We start from the raw sequence: 21,052 nt of genomic DNA, 5'->3' as shown, positions 1-21,052 counted from the left end.
TCCCTCGCCGGCATCGCCGCCACCGTCCGCGCCGTGCGCACCGACGGCTACCGTCGCATCCCGGCCTCGAAGGCCTGAACCCCTGATCCCTGAGCCCGCCGGCGCGCAGTCCGGCCCGCTCAGCTCCGAGCCGACCGGCGTGCAGTCCGGCCCGCTCGGTCCCCGCGCCGCCGCCGCCTTCGCGCCTGCGGCGGCGCGGGTAGACTTCACTACCGTGACTGAACGCACCCCACGCACCCTCGTCAAGAACCTCTCCGCCCTCGAAGACGGCCCCGTCACCGTCTCGGGCTGGGTCGACACCGTTCGCGACCAGAAGAAGGTGCAGTTCGTCGTGCTGCGCGACGAGTCGGGCGCGGTTCAGCTCGTGAACCCCCGCAACGACGACACCGAAGCCGTCGCCGAGATCATCTCCGGTCTCGCCCAGGGCTCTTTCATCACCGTCACCGGCGAGCTCAAGCACGACGAGCGGGTGAAGCTCGGCGGCATCGAGGTGAAGCTCGCCACCCTCGAGCTCGTCACCGCCGCCATCCCCGAGACGCCCATCGCGGCTGACTCCGGCATCGACAAGCGCATGGACTGGCGCTTCCTCGACCTTCGCCGCCCCGAGCAGAACCTCGTCTTCCGCGTGCAGACCACCCTCGAGCACGCCTGGCGCACCTACTGGGTCGAGCACGACTTCATCGAGATCCACACCCCCAAGCTCATGGCCTCGGCCTCCGAGTCGCGCGCCGAGCTGTTCGAGGTGGAGTACTTCGACACCAAGGCCTACCTCTCGCAGAGCCCGCAGTTCTTCAAGCAGATGGCGCAGCCGGCCGGCTTCGGCAAGGTGTTCGAGGTGGGCCCCGCCTTCCGCGCCGACCCGTCGTTCACCAGCCGCCATGCCACCGAGTTCACCAGCGTCGACGCGGAGATCTCCTGGATCGACTCGCACGAAGACGTGATGCAGCTGCACGAGGAGCTGATGGTGGCCGGTCTGAAGGCCGTCAAGGAGAAGCACGGCGAGGAGATCAAGGCGCTCTTCGACATCGACATCGAGGTGCCCACCCAGCCCTTCCCGCGCATCCCGCTCGCCGAGGCCAAGCAGATCGTGGCCGACCGCGGCTACGTGGTGCCCCGTGAAGACGACGACATGGACCCGGAGGGCGAGCGCCAGATCGCCGCCTACGTCAAGGAGACCTACGGGCACGACTTCGTGTTCCTCACCGACTACGCCGCGAGCATCCGGCCGTTCTACCACATGCGCAACGCCGCCGATGAGACGCTCACGAACAGCTACGACCTCGTGTACAACGGCGTCGAGATCTCCACCGGCGCCCAGCGCGAGCACCGCGTGGAGGTGCTGATCGAGCAGGCCAAGGAGAAGGGGCTCGACCCGGAGGAGCTCGACTTCTACCTCGACTTCTTCCGTTACGGCGTGCCGCCGCACGGCGGGTTCGGCATGGGCCTCTCGCGCGTGCTGATGCTCATGCTGCACCAGACCAACCTGCGCGAAGTGGTCTACCTCTTCCGCGGCCCCACGCGCCTCACACCGTAGGCGTCGCAGTCCCGTCGGCGTCGGCTCCTGTCGCTGCGCCCTCCGCGTCGGACGCAGTCAGCACGTAGCGCACGTGCGGCCGCAGGGGCGAGCCCTCGGCGAGGCGAGGGTGCTCGAACGAGTCGGCCAGGTGCATCCCGAGTCGTTCCATCACGGCACGCGAACGCAGATTGCCCACCGCGGTGATCGAGTTCAGTTCGCCGAGCCCGAGCCCCAGCGGGTCGAAGGCGACGGCGACGGATGCCTGTGCCGCCTCGGTCGCGTAACCCCGGCCCCAGGCCTCCCGAGCCAGCCGCCAGCCCACCTCCACGCCGCCGGCGCCCGGCACCCCCTCCGGCATCGGCAGGAGGCCGGTGAAACCGATGAACCGCCCGGTGGCACGCACCTCCACCGCCCAGGGCGCGAACCCGCGTCGGTCGAAGCCGCTGTCGATGCGGTCGGCGAGCGCGTCGCTCTCCGCCCGGCTGAGGGGTGCCGGAAAGTACTCCATCACCACCGGATCGGCGTTGAGCGCGGCGAACGGCGCACGATCGGAGACCCGCCAGCGTCGCAGCAGCAACCGAGACGTCTCGACCTCGGCGGGGGCGCTCACAGCTCGATGTCGACGGCCGCCCGCTGGGCGACGAGCGCCTTGATCCGGGGCACCACGGCCTGATGCTCCGGATGCACCTGGTACGCGTCGAGGTCAGCGAGGGTCTCGAAGTCGGCCACGAGCACCACGTCCCAGTTCGTGTCGAAGTAGGCCATGTTCGGCCCCACCGTCAGAGCCGAGATCGACGGGATCAGCGGCGGCAACGACGACAGCAGTCGGGTGATCTCGGCGGTGGCCGCATCCCGCTCGGCCGGTTCGGTGGCGGCGGTCTTCCAGGCGACGACGTGGCGGATCATGAAGCGGCCTCCCGCAGGGCGGTTCGGAGACGGGCACGTTCGACCCGCCAGATGGTGTGGATGCGCCCGTCGATCATCACGACCGGGATCTCCTCGGCGAACTCGTCCATCAGGGCCGGGTTGTCGAGGATCGACAGCTCGGTCACCTCGACCTCGATCGCCGTCTCGACCGGGTCGCCGGATGCCGCCAGCTCGTCGAGCACCCCGCGCACCGCGTCGCGGGCGTCGTCGCAGAGGTGGCAGGCGGGCTTGCCGATCAGGGTGAGGGACACGGAGGGCACGGCTCAAGCCTAGAAGGTGCCGCGGTCGGTCGGGTGACGGCGTCGGCTCAGAGCACGAAGTCGGGCTTGACCGTCCAGGCGGTCTGCTCCTCGAGGCGTGCCAGCAGGGCGAGCGCGGCGATCTTGGCGTGGTCGTCGCCCAGCTCGGAGTACACGTCGAGCGCCAGGGGCGGTGGTTCGCCGAACTTCGGGATCTCGACCTCCACCCACGCGCCGTTCGGCAGCACCACCCGGGGCCGTACGGTGCGCGCGTCGGCGACCACCGCATCCGTCGCCAGCGCCACGATCGCCAGGGCGTCGAGCTTGGTCACCGCGTCGCGCACGACGAGGGTGGCGCAGAAGAGGTCGGGCACGTTTTCAGCGTAGGACGAAGTGACGTCGGGCGCCCCGGGATCCTGTGACACGTTCCCAGCGACTTATCGCGCGATGCGTATGACTGCATACAATCTGGCGTAGTTACACGTTGTTTACGGCTAGAAACATGGTTGAAACATCAAACTGTATACCGTTTGGTCATGGGCATTCAGACCGGCGAGCAATCTCCACCATTCCGCCTGGTGGGCGTGCTGCACCTGCCACCCCTTCCCGGGGCGGCCAACTACACGGGCGCCTCGGTGCTCGAGATCGCCCGCGTCGCCGCTGACGACGCTCGCGTGCTGGCCGACGCGGGATTCACCGACGTGATGATCCAGGACGCCAGCGACAACCCCCAGCCCGACCAGGTGGGCCCGGCCACGGTCGCCGCCATGGCGGTCGTCGGCGCCCAGGTGCGACGGGCCGTCAGCATCCCTCTCGGCGTGGTCGCCGGACACAACGACGGCGAGGCCTCCGTCGCCATCGCCCACGCCATCGGTGCGCAGTTCGTTCGAGTGAAGGTACTCACCGGGGTGTCTGCGGGCCCAGACGGCTGGATCGAGGGATGCGCGCACCGGGTGGCCATGCTCCGCCGCCTGCTCGGCTCCGACGTGGAGGTCTGGGCGGATGCGCACGAGGCCACGAGCCGCGCTCTCACCGGCGACGTGGTCTGGGCGGCCCAGCAGGCGATGTCGTTCGGCGGAGCCTCGACACTCATCGTGACCCGCGACAGCGGAGTGGCCGACGCCGTGACCGACATCGCGGCAGTCAAGGCCGTCGTCGGCCCCGACGTCGACATCCTGATCGGCGGACGCGTCACCCTGGGCACCATCGCGACCGCCCGAGCCGGATCCGACGGCGCGATCCTCGGCAGCGCGATCAAGACCGGGCCCGGCGACGACGCCCGGATCGACCCCGTCGCCGCTCGCGCCTTCGCCCAGAGCTGACCGTCGAAGCGACACGCCCCACTCGAACCGAGACACGAAAGCACCGCATCCCATGAGCACCCCCAGCCCTCTTCTCGACAGCCCCCTTCTCGCACCGGACAGCCCCCTCGACGCACGGCAGAAGCAGGTCGTCGAGCGTGTGTCGGCCGCGGAACGTGCGAGCATCCTCGCCCTCCCGACCGACGACGCCCTCGACCCCAAGCGCCGCTTCCGGGTCGAGGCGACGCGCGGAGAGATGTTCGGGCAGCCCGACGCCATCCGGGCCACCCTGCTGCGCAATGAGAAGACGCTCGCAGAGCTCGCCGCCACCATCGCGGGTGCATCGCTGGACCGGGTCTTCCTGGTGGGTGCCGGTGACTCCCTCGCGGTGATGATCGCCGCGCGCAGCATCCTCGAGGAGATGCTCGGCGTCGCCTGCGAACCCGTGCAGAGCCTCGAGTTCGCCTACTACCGATCGCACCTCGTCACGGGGCGCAGCCTGGTGATCGCCCTGTCGAGCTCGGGCGAGACCACTCGCACGGTCGAGGCGGCGCTCGTCGCCCAGCACGCCGGGGCAATGACGCTCGCCCTCACGAACACTCCCGGCTCGACCCTCGACGTCGAGAGCCAGAGCACGCTGCTGATCGAGGCCACCCGCGTGGGCTGGCCCACCCAATCGTCGACGGCCGCCGTCGCGCTGCTCTTCCGGCTCTCCGTGCTGGTCGGCACCCGACGCGGCCTCGCCCGTGCCCCCCGGCTCGCGGAGACCCTCGCCGGCCTGCCCGACCTGATGGCCGGCGTTCTGGAGAACCTCGACGCACCGGTCGCCGCCGTCGCCGCCGCCGAGGCGCACCGGTCGATGTATCTGTTCTCGTCTGCGGGGCCGAACTGGGCCGCCGCCATCGTCGGTGCGGCGAAGATCAAGGAGACCACACCGGATCACGCCGTCGAGGTCGAGGTCGAGGAGTTCCACCACTACAACTCGCAGAAGCCCGGCGAGCCCCTGTTCCTCATCGCCCCCACCGGACCGTCCATCCCCCGCGCCGTCGACACCGGCACCGACGCCCGACGCTTCGGCGGCCAGCTCTACGTGTTCACCACGGTCGCTGAGAACGCCTTCGCCGAGCACGCGAACGAGGTGTTCGAGCTGCCCGCTGTCGACGAGGCCCTCAGCCCGTTGATCTACCTGCCGGCCGCACAGCTGGTGGGTTACCACCTCGGCATGGCCAAGTTCGCCGCCGCCGAGGCCCAGCTGGCCGCCGAGGCCGAGGCGGCCGGGGAGGTGCCTCGTGGCTGACCCGATCGCGGCGACGCCCTCGCTCGTCTGTATCGGCAACCTCACCATCGACACCGCCGTCCACCACGGCGTGCCGAGCGAGCCCGCCATGGGAGGCGACGCCGCCTACGCCGCCCTGGCCGCCCGCCGTCATCTCGACTCGGTGCGCATGCTCGCCCCCGTCGGCACGGATCTCCCCGACGGCGTGCTCGACTCGCTCGTGGCGGCCGGGGTCGGCATCGACGGCCTGCCCGCCCGCGAGCTGCCCACCGTGCGCAACATCGTCACCTACGACGCCGACGGCACCCGGACCTGGCACATGCTCGCCTCGGAGGACGACTTCGATGTGCTCTCCGTCTACCCGGCCGACGTCGACTCCGCCGCGCTCTCCGCATCCGGCATCCTCGTCTCGGCGATGAGCCTCGAGTCCCAGCTCGCACTGGGCCCGTGGCTGCGCCCTCGCACCGACGCGACGATCTACCTCGACCTCCAGGAGGACTACCTCGAGGGCAACCGTGAGGCCCTGCTCGACCTGGTCGGCCTGTGCGACGTCTTCCTTCCCAGCGAGATCGAGGCCGTGACCCTGGCCCAGACGACCGACCTCGAGAAGGCCGCGCGCCTGTTCGCCGAGCGCGGCGCATCCGTCGTCGTGATCAAGCGCGCCGAGAACGGATGCCTCGTGCTGGCCGACTCCGCCGCTCCCGTCGTCGAGGTGCCGGCCTCGCCGGTCGAGCCCGTCGACAGCACGGGCGCCGGAGACGCATTCTGCGGCGCCTTCGCAGCGGTGCACCTGCTCACCGGCGATCCGATCGCGGCGGCCGAAGCCGGCGCCGCGGCCGCTCGCGTCGCCATCGGCGCGTTCGGCATCGACGGGCTGCTGGCGGCGCACCCGACGAGCCACCCCGCAGCGCACGATCGCACCGCCCGAAGCGAGGTGCGGTGATGCGCATCGCGATCGTCAACCCCAACGTCACCGCCGCGATGACGTCCTCCGTCGTCACCGCCGCGACGCCGGTCGCCCGGCGCGGAACCGAGCTCATCGGAGTCACCCCCGCGCACGGAGTGCCCAGCATCGAGAGCCACATCGACGAGGTGCACGGTGCCGCGTCGGTGCTCGCCGAAGTGCAGCGACTCGAGTCAGGCGACGCGGCCGAGCGCCCCGACGCCTACGTCGTCGCGTGCTTCGGCGACACGGGGGTGCCCGCTGCCCGCGAGGCGGCATGGGGCCCGGTCGTGGGCATGACCGAAGCCGCTCTGTCGACGGCCGCGCTGCTCGCGCACCGGTTCACCGTCATCACGATGCCTCCACGTACCCGCGAGATGTCCGACCGGGTCGTGCGCACGCTCGGCCTCGAACACCGTGTCGTGGTGCGGGCCGTCGACGAACCGGTGTCTGCGGTCGAAGACGGGTCGATGCATCTGCTGCCCCTGTTCATCGCCGAGGGGCGTCGGGCGCTCGCCGACGACGCGGCCGAGGCCATCGTGCTCGGATGCGCCGGGCTCGCCGAGCTGGTCGGCCCCCTGAGCGAGGCCCTGGGCGCGCCGGTGATCGAGGGCGTCTCCGCCGCAGTCGCCCTGGCCGACGGGCTACTCGCCCAGGGACTGGGCACATCGCGGGTGAGCACCTGGGCGGCTCCCTCCCCCGAGCCCGTCGAGGAGGTCGCGCGATGAGCATCCTGTTCACCGACGTGTACGTCTACGACGACGCCTCGGTGGCCGGCATGTTCGGGCCGACCGACGTGCTCGTGTCGGGCGACCGCATCGCGGTGGTGGGGACAGATGCCCGCCGCCGCTTCCTGACGGATGGCACGCCGGTACACGGCGAGCCGCACCGCGAGATCGCCGGCGGCTCCCGGCACGTGCTCGTTCCCGGACTGATCAACGCCCACTTCCACTCCCCCGCCAACCACATGAAGGGGTCGATGCCGAGCCTGCCCCTCGAGCTGTTCATGCTGTTCGAGTCGCCGGCCGACCCCGAGCTCACCCCCACGCCGCGCGAGGCCTACCTCCGCACGATGCTCGCCGCCCTCGAGATGCTCAGATCGGGCACCACGGCGGTTCAGGACGATGCCTTCCTCATGCCCTATCCGACTCCGGAGATCATCGACGCGGTGATGCAGGCCTATGCCGACGCGGGCATCCGTGCGTCGGTGGCGCTCGACCAGCCCGAGCTCCCGGAGGCGCAGAAACTCCCCTATCTGCGCACGTCCGCCGATGCCGAGCTGGCGGCGGCCCTCGACGCGCCGGCGCCGCTGGACGCGGCAGGCCTGCTCGACGCCTACGACTACCTGTTCGAGCGCTGGCACGGTGCCGAGAACGGCCGCCTCACTGCAGCCGTCTCGATCTCGGCCCCGCAGCGTGTCAGCCCCGAGTACTTCGGTGCGCTCGACGATCTGAGCCGCGCCCACGCCGTTCCGCTCTTCGCCCACATGCTGGAGACGAAGGCGCAGCGGACACTCATGACCGAGCAGCCCCGCTTCACAGGACGTTCGCTCGTGCGCTACACCGCCGAGCTCGGGCTGCTGTCCGAGCGCATGAACGTGATCCACGCCGTGTGGGTCGACGACGTCGACCTCGAACTGATCGCCCAGGCCGGCAGCACCATCGCGCACAACCCGGTGAGCAACCTGCGCCTCGGCAGCGGCGTCGCACCGTATCGACGCATGCTCGAACTCGGCATCCCCGTGTCGCTCGGGGTCGACGAGGCCGTCTGCGACGACAGCGTCAACCTCTGGGGCGTCGTCAAGACAGCCGGTCTGGTGCACAACGTCTCCGGGCTCGACAGCGACCTCTGGCCGACCGCCGGCGAGGTCCTCGACAGCCTGTGGCGGGGCGGGGCCGCTGCGCTCCTGCGATCGGACGACCTCGGTGCGGTCGACGAAGGACGACTCGCCGACCTCGCCCTCCTCGACCTGCACAGCGCTGCTTTCACCCCGTTCAACGACCTTCGCGGACAGCTCGTGTACTGCGAGCAGGGTGCCAGTGTCCGGCTCACCATGGTCGGCGGTCGCGTCGTGTTCGAGAACGGTTCGATCACCACCGTCGACGAGACCGGTCTGCTCGACGAGGCCCGCGAACTCTTCGCCCGCAAGCTTCCCGTTATCGAGCGGGCGCGCCAGGCGGCGCAGCCGCTCGTGACGCCCTACCAGGCGATGGTCCGCACCGCGGCCGCAGCCGAGGTGGGCATGAACAGATGGATCGGACTCCCATGACCACCGAATCGACAGCCTCCGCGTCGATCGCGCGCCGCATCCCGGCCCACGATCGCTACCCGTACTCGCCGATCACCGCACGGGTCGGCCAGGCCTGGCCCGGAGGAGCGCGCCTCGCCGTGTACGTCGCGCTGGGCATCGAGGACTACCACTTCGGCGACGGACAGACCGAGAACCTGCTCGACGGCGTCGCCGCACCCGATCTGGTGAACGCGAGCTGGCGCGACTACGGAAACCGCGTGGGGGCGTTCCGCCTCCTCGGCCGGCTGAAGCGTCTGGGCATCCCGCCCACCGTCCTCCTGAACACGGCCGTCTACGACAGCGCGCCCGACCTCATCGCCGAAGCGCGCGCCCTCGGCGCCGAGTTCGTGGGCCACGGCATCTCCAACTCCGATTCGCTCGTCGGCCTCGACGAGGCACTCGAGCGCGACTACCTCTCGGCCGTCTCGGCTCGCATCGAGGCGGAGGAGGGAAGCGCTCCCCTGGGCTGGTCGAGCCCGTGGCTCTCGCACACCGAGAACACGCTCGACCTGCTGGGCGAGACCGGCTACGGGTACCTGCTCGACCTGCGCATGGACGACCAACCGACCTGGCTGACCACGCGGTCGCAGCCGCTGCTCTCGGTGCCCTACGCGCTCGAGCTCAACGACAGCACCTCGATGATCGGCCGTCAGGTCGGTGCCGCGGAATTCGCCGACATGATCATCGACGAGTTCGAGGAGCTGCTGTCGGCGGCCACCGCCGAGCAGCCACTCGTGCTGAGCATCGTGGTGCACTCGTTCATCTCCGGCGCGCCCTTCCGGCTCCGCCAACTCACCCGGGCGCTCGAGCACATCGTCGCCCGCTCGGGTGACGATGTCTGGCTCACCCAGCCCCGTCACATCCATTCGGCTGTGCAGGCCTCACTCGGATCGCGGGAGGTGTCGCATGAGGCGCGCTGATTCGGCCACGGTGTCGGGGCTCCAGGTCAGCCTCGTTCGCGACGGGGTGCGCTCAGACGTCCTGCGGGGTGTCGACCTCACGGTCGGCGCCGGCGAGATCCTCGGAATGGTGGGGGAATCCGGCTCGGGCAAGAGCGTGCTGGCCCTGGCGATGATGGGCCTGCTGCCCGCCGGCGCCCAGCCGCACGTCGACGGAACCGTTCGCATCGGCGAGGTCGACATGGTGCATGGCCGCCCCGAGGAGCTGCGAGCCGTGCGTCGCACCGAACTCGGCGTCATCTTCCAAGACCCGATGACCTCGCTCAATCCGACGATGCGCGTCGGTGCCCAGATCGACGAGGCCACGCACGACTCGGCCGAATCGCTCCACCTCATGACCTCGGTCGGCATCGCCGACGCCCCGCTGCGTTTCACGGTCTACCCGCACGAGCTCTCCGGCGGGCTGCGGCAGCGCATCATGGCCGCGATCGCGGTGGCCGGGCATCCCTCGCTGATCATCGCCGACGAGCCCACCACCGCGCTGGACGTGACCGTGCAGGCGCAGGTTCTCGACCTGCTGCGCTCGTTGCGCGACGAATTCGGCTGCAGCGTCATGCTCATCACCCACGACCTCGCCGTGGCGGCCCAGATCGCCGATCGCGTCGCCGTGCTGTACGCCGGCCGCATCGCCGAGATCGGCCCCGTGCAGCAGATCATCCACCGGCCGACCCACCCCTACACGGTCGGACTGCTGCGCTCCCGCCTCTCGCTCGACACCCCGCGCGAGGGCCGCCTGCTCACGCTGCGACCCGAGACCGCGAGCGTCGCCGAACGCATGAGGGGCTGCGCCTACCACTCGCGCTGCCCTCTCGCCGTCGAACGCTGCGCCACCGAGCAGCCGCCTCTGGCACCGACCGCAGAGCACCTCGCTCGCGCCGCCGGGACTGCCACCGAGACCGTCTCGCACCTCCGCGCGTGCTGGCGCTCGGTGCCCGACGTGCAGGGCTTCACGCACGAGACCCTCGAGACCGAGCCGATGGCGCCGGCCGCCCGACCCGGTGCATCCCCGGGCGGAACTGCCGCAGCCGGCGCGTCGACGCCCGCCGTGCGCATCACCGACCTCACCACGGTCTTCGCACTCAAAGGACCGGGTCGCCGCAGACGGCACGTGCACGCCCTGCGCGGGGTCGACCTCACGGTCGAGGCCGGCGAGGCCGTGTCGATCGTCGGCGAGAGCGGCTCGGGCAAGTCCACGCTGCTGCGGGTGATCGCGGGCCTCGCTCCCGCCACCACCGGGCGCGTCGAGCTCGCGGGCCGAGGAGCGCAGATGGTGTTCCAGGATGCCGGCTCGTCGCTCACACCCTGGCTCACGGTGGGCGACATCCTGAGCGAACGACTGCGACCTCTGAGACTCGACCGCGCGACGACCTCACGGCGGGTGGGCGACGCCCTGGAGTCGATCGGCCTGCCGGCTGCCGTCGCGTCCCTGAGGTCGGCGCAGCTGTCGGGCGGTCAGCGCCAGCGTGTGGCACTGACGCGGGCCACGATCATCCCGCCGTCGGTGCTGCTCTGCGACGAGCCGACGAGCGCCCTCGATGCCTCACTGGCGGCGAGCGTGCTCAACCTCATCCGCGAACTGCGGCGCAGCCTCGACATGACCGTTCTGTTCGTGACCCACGATCTCGCCGTCGCCCGACTCATGGGCGATCGCGTGGTCGTGATGACGCAGGGCACCATCGTCGAGACGGGCGACGCCGACGCGGTCATCCGCGATCCGCAGCACGCCTACACGCGCTCGCTGCTCGCGTCGGTTCCCGAGATCGAGGTGCTCTCATGACCGCGGTCCCTGAGGTCGGCACGCGACGATTCCGGATGCCGGCGGCCACCCTGGGCGCCCACGCGAGCACCCGGCTGAGCGTGGCCATCCTGGTCGCGCTGGTCATCCTGACCCTCGTCGCGCTGTTCGCCCGGGTGCTCGCGCCCTATGACCCGGTGCAGCCGATCGGCGCCCTGAACCTCGCGCCGGGCTCAGACGGCCACCCGCTCGGAACCGACTCGATCGGCCGCGACATCCTGAGCCGCACGCTCATCGGGGTGCAGGTCTCGTGGTTCTCGTCACTCGTGATCGTGGCCTCGGGGCTCGTGATCGGCGGGCTCATCGGAGTGGTGGCCGGTGTGCTCGGCGGCTGGGTGGACTCGGCTCTCATGCGGTTCACCGATCTGTTCCTGGCACTGCCCGGAACGCTCGTGGCCGTCGCGATCGTCGCGGCGCTGGGTTACAACCTGCAGAACACGCTCATCGGCGTCGCGGTGGTGTGGTGGCCGTACTACGCCCGCATCATCCGGGGCGAGGTCAGGTCGTTCGCCGCCCGTCCGCACGTCGAGGCGGCGCGCGTCGCCGGAGCGAGCCGTACCCGGGTCGTGTTCCGCCACATCGTTCCGGGCGTCGTGCCGACCGCGATCGTCACGGCCAGCCTCGACATCGGAAACGTCGTTCTGTTGCTCGCCGGGCTCTCGTTCCTCGGACTCGGTCAGCCCGCACCGGCACCGGAGCTCGGCGCCGACACGGCGCGCAACCTCTCGCAGCTGCTCAGCGAATGGTGGGTGCCGGTCATTCCCGGCCTCGCGGTGCTCGTTCTGAGTCTGCTGTCCAACCTCGGCGGCGACGCCGTCCGCACACTGATCGCCACGAGGAGGTAGAGCCGTGGTTCGTTTCATCCTGCGCCGTGCCGGGTCGGCCGTCGTGCTCCTGCTCGTCCTGTCGGCCATCATCTTCGTGCTGCAGGCCATCAGCCCGGGCGACCCGGTGAAGGCATACCTGGGCGCCAACGCGTCGCCCGAGGCGATCGCGGCGAAGCGCGACGAGCTCGGCCTCAACGCCCCGATCTACGCGCAGTATCTGCGCTTCATCGCCAACCTGCTGCACGGCGACCTCGGCCAGTCGTTCCGCACCCACCGACCCGTGCTCACCGATCTGCAGTCGTTCCTGCCGGCGACGCTGGAGCTCGTGCTGTTCTCGTTCCTCGTCGCACTGCTGCTCGGCGTTCTGTTCGCGGTCTCCGGGTCGCTGCGATGGAAGGGCGGGGCGCTGTTCCGTGGCCCGCTGCTCGTGCTCGCCGCAGCCCCGCCGTTCCTGCTCGCGCTGGGCGGCATCGTACTCTTCTACGCCCAGCTCGGCTGGCTGCCCGCGACGGGCCGCGGTGTCGACAGCAGCTCGCCCACCGGTTTCGTCGTGCTCGACGGCATCCTGACCGGGCAGCCCGACACGATCGGCCTGACGTTCCAGCACGTGCTGCTCCCCGGCATCGTGCTCGCCATCGCGCCCGCCATCGCGATCGGCCGCATCCTGAGGTCGAGCCTGGACGCGACCATGACCGCGGACTACGTGCGCACGGCCGAGGCGAAAGGGCTGACTCCCTTCACCGTGCTGAGGCGGCACGTCGTGCGCAACTCGATCGGACCAGGCCTGTCGATGGCCGGTCTCCAGTTGGGCTTCATGTTCGCGGGTGTCGTCGTGGTCGAGCAGATCTTCAGCTGGCCGGGCATCGGCAACTACCTCGCCGGCAGCATCCCCGTCTCCGACTTCCCCGCGATCGCCGGAGTGACCCTCGTTCTCGGAACCGTCTACATCGTCACCAACGCGGTCGTCGACATCCTTCAGGTCGCGGCCGACCCACGCCTGAACACCTGACGCCCCCGGACTGCACCACCGCACCACACCGCGCCATCAACCCTGTCCCACCCCACCCCCTCTCCAAGGAGTCGAAAGTGACATCTCGAAAGACCCGAAAGCTCGTCCGCACCGCGCTCACCGCCCTCGCGGTCGTGCCCCTGCTGGCTCTCGCCGCCTGCACGTCGAGCGGCAGCACCACGACCCCCAACGCCGCCCCCACCGACGGCGTGCTCACCATCGGACTGCTCGGTGACATCGGCCAGCCGCCGGACCCCGACGTCTACTACGCCAACAACGGCCTGGCCATCGTGCTGAACACCTACGAGGGTCTCGTGCAGTACAAGAACAACACCGACACGGTCGAGCTCGCCCCCAGGCTCGCCGAGTCGTGGGAGGTCTCACCCGACTTCACGACCTACACGTTCAGGCTCAAGCCCGGCGTCACCTTCCACGACGGCACCCCGTTCACCTCCGCCGCGGTGCGGTCGTCGCTGCAGCGCCGCGTCGATGTGGATGGCGGGGCGGCGTACATGGCCGCCGGCGTCGCATCCGTCGACACCCCCGACGACCTGACCGCCGTCGTGACCCTGTCGGAGCCGAACGCCGCGTTCCTCGACTACCTCGCCTCGCCGTTCGGTCCGAAGATGGTGTCGCCCACCGGTGTCGCCGCGAACGCCGGATCGGACAACGCGCAGACCTACCTGCAGACGCACGACCTGGGCACCGGGCCCTACGAGTTGAGCGACGTCGAACCGGGAACGAAGTACACCCTCACCCAATACGACGGCTACTGGGGCACGAAGTCTCCCTTCACCACCGTCGAACTGCCCGTCTACAGCGACGTCTCCGCCCTGCAGCTGGCGTTCGACAAGGGCGACGTGTCAGCCATCGTCGCAGCGCTCCCGTCGTCGAGCCTGGACAAGTACCACGACAATCCGGCGTTCAACAGCGACATGCTGCCGACGCTCCAGTCGGCGCTCATCACCGTGAACCCGAGCAAACCGTTCTTCGCCGAGAAGGAGGCTCGCCTGGCATTCCTGCAGTCGATCGACCAGGAGAAGCTCGTCGACCAGGTTCTCGGTGCGCGCTCCGAGCCGGCCACCACGCTCTACGCCAAGGGCATGATCTCCGACGGATCGGACGCGCAGAACATCGAGTACGACCCGACCGTCCTGGCCGACTACGCGAAGACGCTGCCCGGGGGCACCGAGATGGTCGTGGGCTATGCCTCTGACAACACGAATGCCGAGCAGATGGCCAACATCGTGACGGCGAACCTGCAGTCCATCGGCATCACGGCGACCGCTCAGGGGTACCCGACCTCGCAGGTGTTCGGCTGGGCGAACGACCCCACCCAGGGTCCTGACGCCTTCATCGACGGCAACAACGGCCCCGACGGCGGAAACCCCTACATGTGGGGACACGTCTTCTGGGACAAGACCGGAGGGATCAACTACTTCCTCTGCGACGACCCGTCCACCGATGCCGACCTCGACCAGGCCGTCAAGACCGGCGACCAGGCGCTGTTCGCGAAGGCCGCCCAGACCTACTCGGCGACCGGCTGCTACATGAATCTGTCGTACAACAAGGACTGGGTCGTGTCGCAGAAGTGGCTCGACGGAGTGGCGGAATCGCACAACATCGGCGCCAACGAGCTCGACTTCAGCCTGCTCTCGATCGCCGAATAGGCCATTCTGAAGGCTGGTGGGATGTTCGGCTCACCGGCCGGCCCACCAGCCTTCACCCCGCTTCCTCCCCGACTCTAGGAGAACCCGTGACGACGGAGACCGACCCCACCGCCTTCGTACGCCCGGAATCGCTGTCGCGGCAGGCCTATCTCGCCCTGCGCGAAGGCATCATTCTCGGCCGCTACCCTCAAGGGTCACGGCTGGCCGAGCAGCGGCTGGCCGAGGAGTTGCAGATCTCCCGCGTACCCCTTCGAGAAGCCGTGCCGCAGCTCGAGCGCGACGGATTCGTCAAGACATATCCGCGGCGCGGCGCCGTCGTCGAGACCTGGACCGCCAAGGGCGTCAACGACCTGTTCGACCTGCGGCTCTACCTCGAGGTCGGGGCCGCCCGCTATGCCGCACGCCAGGTGGCGGCCGGCGCCTCCCTGGCCGTCCTCGACGAGGCGCTGCTCGACTCGCAGAGCCTCGTGCGCGAGGGCGACGCCTACAAGATCGCGCAGTCAAGCACGGCCTACCACGAGGCCATCGTCGAGCTGACCGACAACGAGCTCATGACCACCCTCATGCGCTCGGTCTCGGGCCGGATGATCTGGCTGTTCTATCTCACGTCGAAGCTGGATGCCGACGACGCGTTCCACGATCACGTCACGCTGCGCGACGCCATCGCCTCGGGTAACGAGCGCGTCGCCGAGTCGGTGGCCTACGCGCACATCGAGCGGGACCGCATCCCGTCGTTCACGGCGCTCGAGAACTGACCCGGGCAAGCACAAAGCGCCAGACAAGCAAAAAGCGCCAGACCGTGAGGTCTGACGCCTTGCTTCGCGCAGCGGCGAGGCGGAAGCCTCGGCGCTACTTCTTGTTGCGACGCTGGTGGCGAGTCTTGCGAAGCAGCTTGCGGTGCTTCTTCTTCGCCATGCGCTTGCGTCGCTTCTTGATTACAGAACCCACACAGACCTCACACGTATCGGGGATGACCGCACGAATACGGCGGTCAGGGGCAGAAAGAGCCTCGCAGAAGTGTAGCAGTCCGAGCCTGTGGGCGTCGGCGGGGGGCTACGCGCTGTCGGCGACGTGGTTGTGCAGGGCCTCCGCGACCGCCGACTCGGGCACCCGGAAAGACCGGCCGAAGCGGATGGCGGGCAGCTCGCCGGAGTGCACGAGACGGTAGACCGTCATCTTCGACACCCGCATCATCTCGGCCACCTCGGCGACGGTGAGGAACGTCACGTCGTCGAGATCAGGGGCCATGGCGAAAACTATAGCTGTCGAGCGGCGTCAGCGGCGCAGCTTCGACACCAGATCTTCGGTGACCGACTTGACCGCGTGCGAGGTGGCCGCCGCGCGGCGGCCGACGTTCTGCCCGAAGGTCGCGGCAGCCGAGCGCACGGCCTCGGACGCGTTCTCCCACAGCTCGTCCTCCTCGGCGGTGTCGAAGTCGGCCGAGAGGAACGGGATCAGCCAGTCCTCCACGTCTTCCAGCGGCGCGGTGTCGATCTTGTAGTAGCGGTGCTGACCCACCTCGCGCACGCCGACGAGACCCGAATCGCGCAGCACCTTGAGGTGCTTCGAGACCGTCGGCTGGCTGAGTTCGAGGCGGCCCACGAGCTCCGACACGCTGTACTCGCCCTCGGCGGCCCCGGAGGCGCCGGCGGGTTCAGCCGACACGTATCGGTCGAGCAGCAGTGACAGCAGTTGACGCCTGGTCGGGTCAGCGATCACTGAGAAGATGTCGGCCATGCGACCAGGGTAGTGGTCGAGGCCCCGATCCGCGCCGAATGCGGCTCCTCGCGCGTCCTGCGGCCCGGGTAGTGTTGCTGCGGTGAGCGTCAGCACTCCCCCGCAGCGTCGCACCCCGTTCAATCGGAGCGCGACTCTCGCGGGGCGGATCCGCGACGGGATGCGGGAGTTCTCCGAGAACTCGCCCTCCCGTTTCGCCATCCTCATCTTCGCCACCCTCATCCTCATCTTCACCGCATTGCTGTCGCTGCCCATCTCGGCGACGAACGGGCGGGTGACGGCGCTGGCCGATTCGGTCTTCACCGCGGTCTCCGTGATCTGCGTCACCGGGCTCTCCACCGTCGACATGGCCACCCACTGGTCGGCGTTCGGCCACGCGGTCATCTACGTGGGCGTGCAGATCGGCGCGCTCGGCGTGCTGACCCTGGCGAGCATCCTGGGCCTGGCGGTGTCGCGCAAGCTCGGGCTGCGCGCCCGGCTGATCGCCGCCAGCGACACCAACCCGCTGCGCATGCACCACGGGCCCGTCGCCGAGGGTCAGGCCGTGCGCCTGGGCGAGATCGGCTCGCTGCTGGCCACGGTGGCCATCAGCGCCTTCGTGATCGAGGTGGTGCTCGCGGCACTCCTGTTCCCCCGCATGCTGGTCGACGGCATCCCGGTGGGCGAGGCGGTGTGGCACAGCTTCTACTACTCGGCGATGGCGTTCACCAACACGGGCTTCGCGCCGAACGCCGAAGGGCTCACGCCGTTCGAGAACGACTACTTCTTCCTGTCGGTGCTGATGCTGGGCGTGGTGCTCGGCAGCATCGGCTTCCCCGTGATCTACACCCTCTCCCGCAGCCTGAAGGCCTGGGGCAGACGTCGGCGCACCGGTCGCAACCGCGGCACCGAGACGCGGGTGCGCTGGTCGGTGCACGTGAAGCTCACCATCGTCACGAGCCTGCTGCTGATCGTGGTGGGGGCGGCGCTCTACATCGTGCTCGAGTTCGACAACCCCGAGACCTTCGGCGGGCTGAACGCGGGCGACACCGTCTTCCAGAGCTTCTTCCTGTCGGTGATGACGAGATCGGGCGGCTTCTCCACCATCTCCATCCCCGATCTCAACGGCTCGAGCCTGCTGGTCACCGACATGCTCATGTTCATCGGCGGCGGTTCCGCGTCGACGGCGGGCGGCATCAAGGTCACCACCCTGGCCGTGCTCTTCCTCGCCGCGTTCGCCGAGGCGCGCGGTGTGCAGGACATGGAGTCGTTCGGCCGACGCATCCCGAGCGACGTTCTTCGACTGGGTGTCTCGGTGGTGCTCTGGGGGGCGACCACCGTCGCGGTGTCGAGCATCCTCATCCTGCAGATCTCGAAGGCCCCGCTCGACTTCGTGCTGTTCGACGTCATCTCGGCGTTCGCCACCTCGGGGCTCACCACCGGCCTCACCGCATCGCTTCCGGATGAAGGTGTGTACGTGCTGGCCGCCACCATGTTCATGGGGCGCGTTGGTACAGTGACTCTCGCCGCAGCCCTGGCCGCCAGCCAGCGCCAGCGGCTGTACAAGCGCCCGGAGGAGAGGCCCATCGTTGGTTGACCGCATCAAGCACGACGCACCGGTGCTCGTGATCGGCCTCGGCCGGTTCGGCGCGGCCACGGCCGGAGAGCTCGACAGGCTGGGCCGCGAGGTGCTGGCCATCGACGAAGACGAGCGGCTCGTGCAGAAGTGGTCGGAGCGCGTGACGCACACCGTTCAGGCCGACGCGAAGAACGTCGAGGCGCTGCGGCAGATCGGGGCGTCGGAGTTCCAGATCGGTGTGGTGGCCGTCGGGTCGTCGATCGAGGCGTCGGTGCTGATCACCGCGAACCTCGTCGACCTGAAGGTGCCGCAGATCTGGGCCAAGGCCATCTCGCGCTCGCACGGCAAGATCTTGGAGCGCATCGGCGCCAACCACGTCATCTACCCCGAGGCCGAGGCCGGCGAGCGCGTGGCGCACCTGGTGTCGGGGCGCATGCTCGACTTCATCCAGTTCGACGACGACTTCGCGCTGGTGAAGATGTACCCGCCGAAGCCCATCCGGGGGCTCAACCTCACCGAGTCGGGGGTGCGGTCGAAGTACCACGTGACGGTGGTGGGCGTGAAGAGCCCCGGCAAGCCGTTCACCTACGCCACCGAGTCGACCGTCGTGTCGAACCACGACCTCATCATCGTGTCGGGCAAGAGCTCGGACATCGAGACCTTCGCCAGCCTGAGCTGAGCTGGGGCCAGCTGCGCTGACCCCAGCTCGCCGAGTTGCGCCAAACTGCCCTCTGCGCGCCCGCGAAGGGGTGATTTGGCGCAACTCGAGGAGGGGAGGGTGGGGGCGGGCGGCGGGGTCAGGCGCCGAAGAGGCCGAGGGCGAGGGCGGCGTCGCGGGCCAGGAGGAAGCCGACGATGCCCACGATCCAGGCGGTGGTCGAGGCGGCGTGGGCCGACATCCAGTCGCTGAAACGCCGCAGCGGCGGCTCGACGACGCGCGCTGCCAGCACCCGCACCACGAGCACCAGCACCGCCGGCGCGATCATCACGAGGCAGTACCCGGCCACCAGCAGACCCGTCACCGGCCACTCGGCCGACGACGTGCTGATCAGCCCGATGCCCGCGAGGTAGGGCACCATCGACCCCACCTCGATCAGCGCCGCGGCGAGCGCGAGCAGCAGCAGACCGCCGAGACCCGCCCGGGAGTCCATCGCGCGTTCGCGCCAGCGGCTCAGCCGCCCCGGGGCCACGGGCGCGGCCGGCACGGCAGCAGTGTCCGCAGCCGTATCGAGGCCCTCGGGTGCGTCGGCGGCAGGCCGCGCGGGGCGGCGCTTGGGCCCGGGGTCGATCCAGAAGCTGCCCACGAGCATCCCCACACCGAGCACCAGCTCGGCCACCCGCACACCGGGCAGCGCCAGCAGCGCGTCGGGGTCGCCGCCCACCGCATCCTGCACGAACGAGGCCCCCGCGAGCAGCAGCAGCCCGACGCCGAGGTAGAAGGCCGCCACCGTCGCCAGGAACGCGAGCACCCGCGCCGGCCGCACCCGCCCCGGGGCGAGCATCAGCCAGATCGGGATGACGAGGGTTCCGAAGCTGGTGCTGTCGACGAGGGCGAGCAGCAGCAGGGAGCCGAGCAGGGTGGGAGTCATGACTGAAGACTCGCGGGCCGCGGCGCTCGGGGCATCCGCCGAAGGAGGTGTCTTCGCCGGGCGCCTCCTCCGAGCGGCCGCACCACCCGTCTCACTCCTTCGAGGGATGCGCCGCCCCCGGCCCTGTGATGGGATGACGGAATGACCGACCGAACGGATGCCCGGCCGGGATCACCCTTCAGAGCCCTCGCCCCCGTCGCAGCCCTCCGCCGGGCCGACAGCAGATTGCGGGCCGATCCGCGTCGGGCCGACCTGGTCGACGCCCTTGCGGTCTTCGCGCTCGGCGTGCTGCTGATCGCCCTCGGCTCGACCGGAACGTGGTCGGATGCGCCGCGACTGCTGGGAGGTTCCCCGTGGCTGCACCTCGCGCCGCTCGCCGTCGCGTGCGCGGCCATGCTGGCGAAGCGGCGTCATCCGCTCGCCGCGCTGCTGACCGGGGTTCTCGCGGTGGTGGCCGACACCCTGCTCGGCGGCAGCATCGGAGTGGTGATCGCGCTGTTCGACCTGCTGTTCGCGGCGTACCTGTTCACCACGGCCGGCGGGCGGCGGGTGATCGTGCGCAGCATCGCCCTGGTGATCGTGGGGGCCGGCCTCGCGTCGCTGCTCGCCGGTGCCTCGCTGAGCGTCACGATCCTGCTGGTGCTGCAGACGGCCGCATTGCTCGTGCTGCCGGTGTGGTGGGCCGACAACGTGCGGCAGGCCGGCGAGCTCGCGGCGGCCGCCTCGGAGCGGGCCCGCCTGGAGTCCGAGCGGGCCGATGCCCTGGCCAGCGCCGCCGCAGCCCTCTCCCGGGTGGCCGAGGCCGATCGCGCCGAGGCCGTGCGGGCCGAACGCGCCCGGATGGCCCGCGACCTGCACGACACCATCGCGGGGCAGGTGTCGGTGATCGCCATCCAGGCGGAAGCGGCGCTGGCGCAGGAGCCCGACACGTCGCGCGACCGCCGGACCCTCGGTGTCGCCCGCGCATCGGCCCTGGATTCGCTCACCGAGATGCGGCAGCTGATCACCCTGCTGCGCGACGGCGATCAGGATCCCTGGGCGACCGCCCCGGGGCTGGAGGGCCTCGGCGAGGTGCTCGAACGCTCGCGGCGCGCGGGCGCGACGGTCACGTTCGAGGGTTCGCTCGATTTCGCCCGCACGGGCCCGCCGTCGAGCGCGGAGCAGGCGGCGCTGCGGATCGTGCAGGAGGCGCTGGCGAACGCGGGCAAGCATGCGCCGGGCTCGGTGGCCTCGGTCTCGGTGCGGCGCGAGCCCGATCCGGCGCGCCTCGTGGTGGAGGTGCGCAACCCGGTACCCATCCCCGACCCCCGCGCGGGCTCCCACCCCGGCTCCAGCCCCGGCTCCCGCCCCCGGGGGGGGGGTGGGGGGGGGGGGGGGGGGGGGGGGGGGGGGGGAGGAGGGAGGGGGAGGGGGGGG

The 21,052-nt window shown here is 70.0% G+C and carries 23 protein-coding genes; 15 read left to right on the top strand and 8 right to left on the bottom strand.

Features of this window, described 5'->3' with window-relative positions:
- Nucleotides 1-214 precede the first annotated feature (214 nt).
- Nucleotides 215-1,534, top strand: a complete 1,320-nt coding sequence (gene aspS / locus ACEXOR_RS01435) for an aspartate--tRNA(Asn) ligase (protein ID WP_374847596.1) — start codon at nucleotides 215-217, stop codon at nucleotides 1,532-1,534.
- Here aspS and ACEXOR_RS01430 read toward each other — a convergent pair.
- Genes ACEXOR_RS01430 through ACEXOR_RS01415 form a run of 4 tightly spaced genes read right to left on the bottom strand, consistent with a single transcriptional unit; the run spans nucleotide 1,524 to nucleotide 3,056 of the window.
- Nucleotides 1,524-2,126 carry a GNAT family N-acetyltransferase gene (locus ACEXOR_RS01430; RefSeq protein WP_374847595.1) on the bottom strand — a complete coding sequence of 201 codons (603 nt, stop codon included), beginning with the start codon at nucleotides 2,124-2,126 and terminating at the stop codon, nucleotides 1,524-1,526. The genes aspS and ACEXOR_RS01430 overlap by 11 nt on opposite strands.
- Nucleotides 2,123-2,422, bottom strand: a complete 300-nt coding sequence (locus tag ACEXOR_RS01425) for a Dabb family protein (protein ID WP_374847594.1) — start codon at nucleotides 2,420-2,422, stop codon at nucleotides 2,123-2,125. The genes ACEXOR_RS01430 and ACEXOR_RS01425 overlap by 4 nt, the downstream gene beginning before the upstream one ends.
- A complete protein-coding gene (locus ACEXOR_RS01420; RefSeq protein WP_374847592.1) occupies nucleotides 2,419-2,703 on the bottom strand; it encodes a glutaredoxin family protein in 285 nt (94 codons plus the stop codon). The genes ACEXOR_RS01425 and ACEXOR_RS01420 overlap by 4 nt, the downstream gene beginning before the upstream one ends.
- A 47-nt stretch (nucleotides 2,704-2,750) precedes the next feature.
- A complete protein-coding gene (locus ACEXOR_RS01415) occupies nucleotides 2,751-3,056 on the bottom strand; it encodes a hypothetical protein (RefSeq protein WP_374847591.1) in 306 nt (101 codons plus the stop codon).
- A gap of 162 nt (nucleotides 3,057-3,218) precedes the next feature.
- Here ACEXOR_RS01415 and ACEXOR_RS01410 point away from each other — a divergent pair, with 162 nt between their 5' ends.
- From ACEXOR_RS01410 to ACEXOR_RS01360, 11 genes are all read left to right on the top strand, one after another.
- Complete coding sequence (locus ACEXOR_RS01410) at nucleotides 3,219-4,004, top strand: BtpA/SgcQ family protein (protein ID WP_374847590.1); 786 nt, start codon at nucleotides 3,219-3,221, stop codon at nucleotides 4,002-4,004.
- 52 nt (nucleotides 4,005-4,056) lie between these two features.
- Nucleotides 4,057-5,280 carry an SIS domain-containing protein gene (locus tag ACEXOR_RS01405; RefSeq protein WP_374847588.1) on the top strand — a complete coding sequence of 408 codons (1,224 nt, stop codon included), beginning with the start codon at nucleotides 4,057-4,059 and terminating at the stop codon, nucleotides 5,278-5,280.
- Nucleotides 5,273-6,202: a carbohydrate kinase family protein gene (locus ACEXOR_RS01400; RefSeq protein WP_374847586.1), complete on the top strand. Its 930-nt coding sequence runs from the start codon at nucleotides 5,273-5,275 to the stop codon at nucleotides 6,200-6,202. Before ACEXOR_RS01405 ends, ACEXOR_RS01400 begins: the two co-directional genes overlap by 8 nt.
- Nucleotides 6,202-6,930, top strand: coding sequence for an aspartate/glutamate racemase family protein (locus ACEXOR_RS01395; RefSeq protein WP_374847585.1), 729 nt, complete (start codon nucleotides 6,202-6,204; stop codon nucleotides 6,928-6,930). The genes ACEXOR_RS01400 and ACEXOR_RS01395 overlap by 1 nt, the downstream gene beginning before the upstream one ends.
- Complete coding sequence (locus ACEXOR_RS01390) at nucleotides 6,927-8,471, top strand: amidohydrolase family protein (RefSeq protein WP_374847584.1); 1,545 nt, start codon at nucleotides 6,927-6,929, stop codon at nucleotides 8,469-8,471. The genes ACEXOR_RS01395 and ACEXOR_RS01390 overlap by 4 nt, the downstream gene beginning before the upstream one ends.
- Nucleotides 8,468-9,412 carry a polysaccharide deacetylase family protein gene (locus ACEXOR_RS01385; protein ID WP_374847583.1) on the top strand — a complete coding sequence of 315 codons (945 nt, stop codon included), beginning with the start codon at nucleotides 8,468-8,470 and terminating at the stop codon, nucleotides 9,410-9,412. Before ACEXOR_RS01390 ends, ACEXOR_RS01385 begins: the two co-directional genes overlap by 4 nt.
- Complete coding sequence (locus tag ACEXOR_RS01380) at nucleotides 9,399-11,228, top strand: oligopeptide/dipeptide ABC transporter ATP-binding protein (RefSeq protein ID WP_374847581.1); 1,830 nt, start codon at nucleotides 9,399-9,401, stop codon at nucleotides 11,226-11,228. The genes ACEXOR_RS01385 and ACEXOR_RS01380 overlap by 14 nt, the downstream gene beginning before the upstream one ends.
- Nucleotides 11,225-12,091 carry an ABC transporter permease gene (locus tag ACEXOR_RS01375; RefSeq protein ID WP_374847580.1) on the top strand — a complete coding sequence of 289 codons (867 nt, stop codon included), beginning with the start codon at nucleotides 11,225-11,227 and terminating at the stop codon, nucleotides 12,089-12,091. Before ACEXOR_RS01380 ends, ACEXOR_RS01375 begins: the two co-directional genes overlap by 4 nt.
- Before the next feature lie 4 nt (nucleotides 12,092-12,095).
- Nucleotides 12,096-13,082 (top strand): ABC transporter permease, encoded by a 987-nt coding sequence (locus ACEXOR_RS01370; protein WP_374847579.1) that lies wholly within the window; start codon nucleotides 12,096-12,098, stop codon nucleotides 13,080-13,082.
- A gap of 77 nt (nucleotides 13,083-13,159) precedes the next feature.
- Nucleotides 13,160-14,752, top strand: coding sequence for an ABC transporter substrate-binding protein (locus tag ACEXOR_RS01365; RefSeq protein ID WP_374847578.1), 1,593 nt, complete (start codon nucleotides 13,160-13,162; stop codon nucleotides 14,750-14,752).
- Between the two features lie 86 nt (nucleotides 14,753-14,838).
- Nucleotides 14,839-15,507, top strand: a complete 669-nt coding sequence (locus tag ACEXOR_RS01360) for a GntR family transcriptional regulator (RefSeq protein WP_374847576.1) — start codon at nucleotides 14,839-14,841, stop codon at nucleotides 15,505-15,507.
- A 94-nt stretch (nucleotides 15,508-15,601) separates the two neighbouring features.
- Here ACEXOR_RS01360 and ACEXOR_RS01355 read toward each other — a convergent pair whose 3' ends face one another.
- From ACEXOR_RS01355 to ACEXOR_RS01345, 3 genes are all read right to left on the bottom strand, one after another.
- Nucleotides 15,602-15,700: a 30S ribosomal protein bS22 gene (locus tag ACEXOR_RS01355; RefSeq protein WP_003792170.1), complete on the bottom strand. Its 99-nt coding sequence runs from the start codon at nucleotides 15,698-15,700 to the stop codon at nucleotides 15,602-15,604.
- 105 nt (nucleotides 15,701-15,805) lie between these two features.
- Nucleotides 15,806-16,000, bottom strand: coding sequence for a helix-turn-helix domain-containing protein (locus tag ACEXOR_RS01350; protein ID WP_374847575.1), 195 nt, complete (start codon nucleotides 15,998-16,000; stop codon nucleotides 15,806-15,808).
- A gap of 27 nt (nucleotides 16,001-16,027) precedes the next feature.
- Nucleotides 16,028-16,489, bottom strand: a complete 462-nt coding sequence (locus tag ACEXOR_RS01345) for an ArsR/SmtB family transcription factor (RefSeq protein WP_374847574.1) — start codon at nucleotides 16,487-16,489, stop codon at nucleotides 16,028-16,030.
- Between the two features lie 160 nt (nucleotides 16,490-16,649).
- Between ACEXOR_RS01345 and ACEXOR_RS01340 the strand changes: the two genes are divergently transcribed.
- The gene (locus ACEXOR_RS01340; protein WP_374847680.1) at nucleotides 16,650-18,065 is read left to right on the top strand and encodes a TrkH family potassium uptake protein; all 1,416 of its coding nucleotides are present in this window, start codon (nucleotides 16,650-16,652) and stop codon (nucleotides 18,063-18,065) included.
- Nucleotides 18,058-18,726: a potassium channel family protein gene (locus ACEXOR_RS01335; protein WP_374847573.1), complete on the top strand. Its 669-nt coding sequence runs from the start codon at nucleotides 18,058-18,060 to the stop codon at nucleotides 18,724-18,726. Before ACEXOR_RS01340 ends, ACEXOR_RS01335 begins: the two co-directional genes overlap by 8 nt.
- Nucleotides 18,727-18,844: 118 nt before the next feature.
- Here ACEXOR_RS01335 and ACEXOR_RS01330 read toward each other — a convergent pair whose 3' ends face one another.
- Complete coding sequence (locus ACEXOR_RS01330) at nucleotides 18,845-19,636, bottom strand: GAP family protein (RefSeq protein WP_374847571.1); 792 nt, start codon at nucleotides 19,634-19,636, stop codon at nucleotides 18,845-18,847.
- A 141-nt stretch (nucleotides 19,637-19,777) separates the two neighbouring features.
- On the opposite strand from ACEXOR_RS01330, the gene ACEXOR_RS01325 reads away from it, so the two are divergent.
- Nucleotides 19,778-21,052, top strand: a 1,275-nt coding sequence (locus ACEXOR_RS01325; RefSeq protein ID WP_374847570.1) for a sensor histidine kinase, incomplete at its 3' end; no start/stop codon positions are given.

It is taken from the genome of Herbiconiux liangxiaofengii (assembly GCF_041927335.1).
Classification (GTDB): Bacteria; Actinomycetota; Actinomycetes; order Actinomycetales; family Microbacteriaceae; genus Herbiconiux; species Herbiconiux liangxiaofengii.
The sequence above is the reverse complement of the archived record's forward strand: the minus strand, read 5'-3'. Positions and strand labels throughout refer to the sequence as shown.

What these genes read in the sequence shown, in the direction of transcription:
- ACEXOR_RS01425 (WP_374847594.1), bottom strand. Translation starts at nt 2,422, where the DNA reads ATGATCCGCCACGTCGTCGCCTGGAAGACCGCCGCCACCGAACCGGCC.
- ACEXOR_RS01410 (WP_374847590.1), top strand. Translation starts at nt 3,219, where the DNA reads ATGGGCATTCAGACCGGCGAGCAATCTCCACCATTCCGCCTGGTGGGC.
- ACEXOR_RS01405 (WP_374847588.1), top strand. Translation starts at nt 4,057, where the DNA reads ATGAGCACCCCCAGCCCTCTTCTCGACAGCCCCCTTCTCGCACCGGAC.
- ACEXOR_RS01395 (WP_374847585.1), top strand. Translation starts at nt 6,202, where the DNA reads ATGCGCATCGCGATCGTCAACCCCAACGTCACCGCCGCGATGACGTCC.
- ACEXOR_RS01390 (WP_374847584.1), top strand. Translation starts at nt 6,927, where the DNA reads ATGAGCATCCTGTTCACCGACGTGTACGTCTACGACGACGCCTCGGTG.
- ACEXOR_RS01385 (WP_374847583.1), top strand. Translation starts at nt 8,468, where the DNA reads ATGACCACCGAATCGACAGCCTCCGCGTCGATCGCGCGCCGCATCCCG.
- ACEXOR_RS01380 (WP_374847581.1), top strand. Translation starts at nt 9,399, where the DNA reads ATGAGGCGCGCTGATTCGGCCACGGTGTCGGGGCTCCAGGTCAGCCTC.
- ACEXOR_RS01375 (WP_374847580.1), top strand. Translation starts at nt 11,225, where the DNA reads ATGACCGCGGTCCCTGAGGTCGGCACGCGACGATTCCGGATGCCGGCG.
- ACEXOR_RS01350 (WP_374847575.1), bottom strand. Translation starts at nt 16,000, where the DNA reads ATGGCCCCTGATCTCGACGACGTGACGTTCCTCACCGTCGCCGAGGTG.
- ACEXOR_RS01345 (WP_374847574.1), bottom strand. Translation starts at nt 16,489, where the DNA reads ATGGCCGACATCTTCTCAGTGATCGCTGACCCGACCAGGCGTCAACTG.
- ACEXOR_RS01340 (WP_374847680.1), top strand. Translation starts at nt 16,650, where the DNA reads ATGCGGGAGTTCTCCGAGAACTCGCCCTCCCGTTTCGCCATCCTCATC.
- ACEXOR_RS01330 (WP_374847571.1), bottom strand. Translation starts at nt 19,636, where the DNA reads ATGACTCCCACCCTGCTCGGCTCCCTGCTGCTGCTCGCCCTCGTCGAC.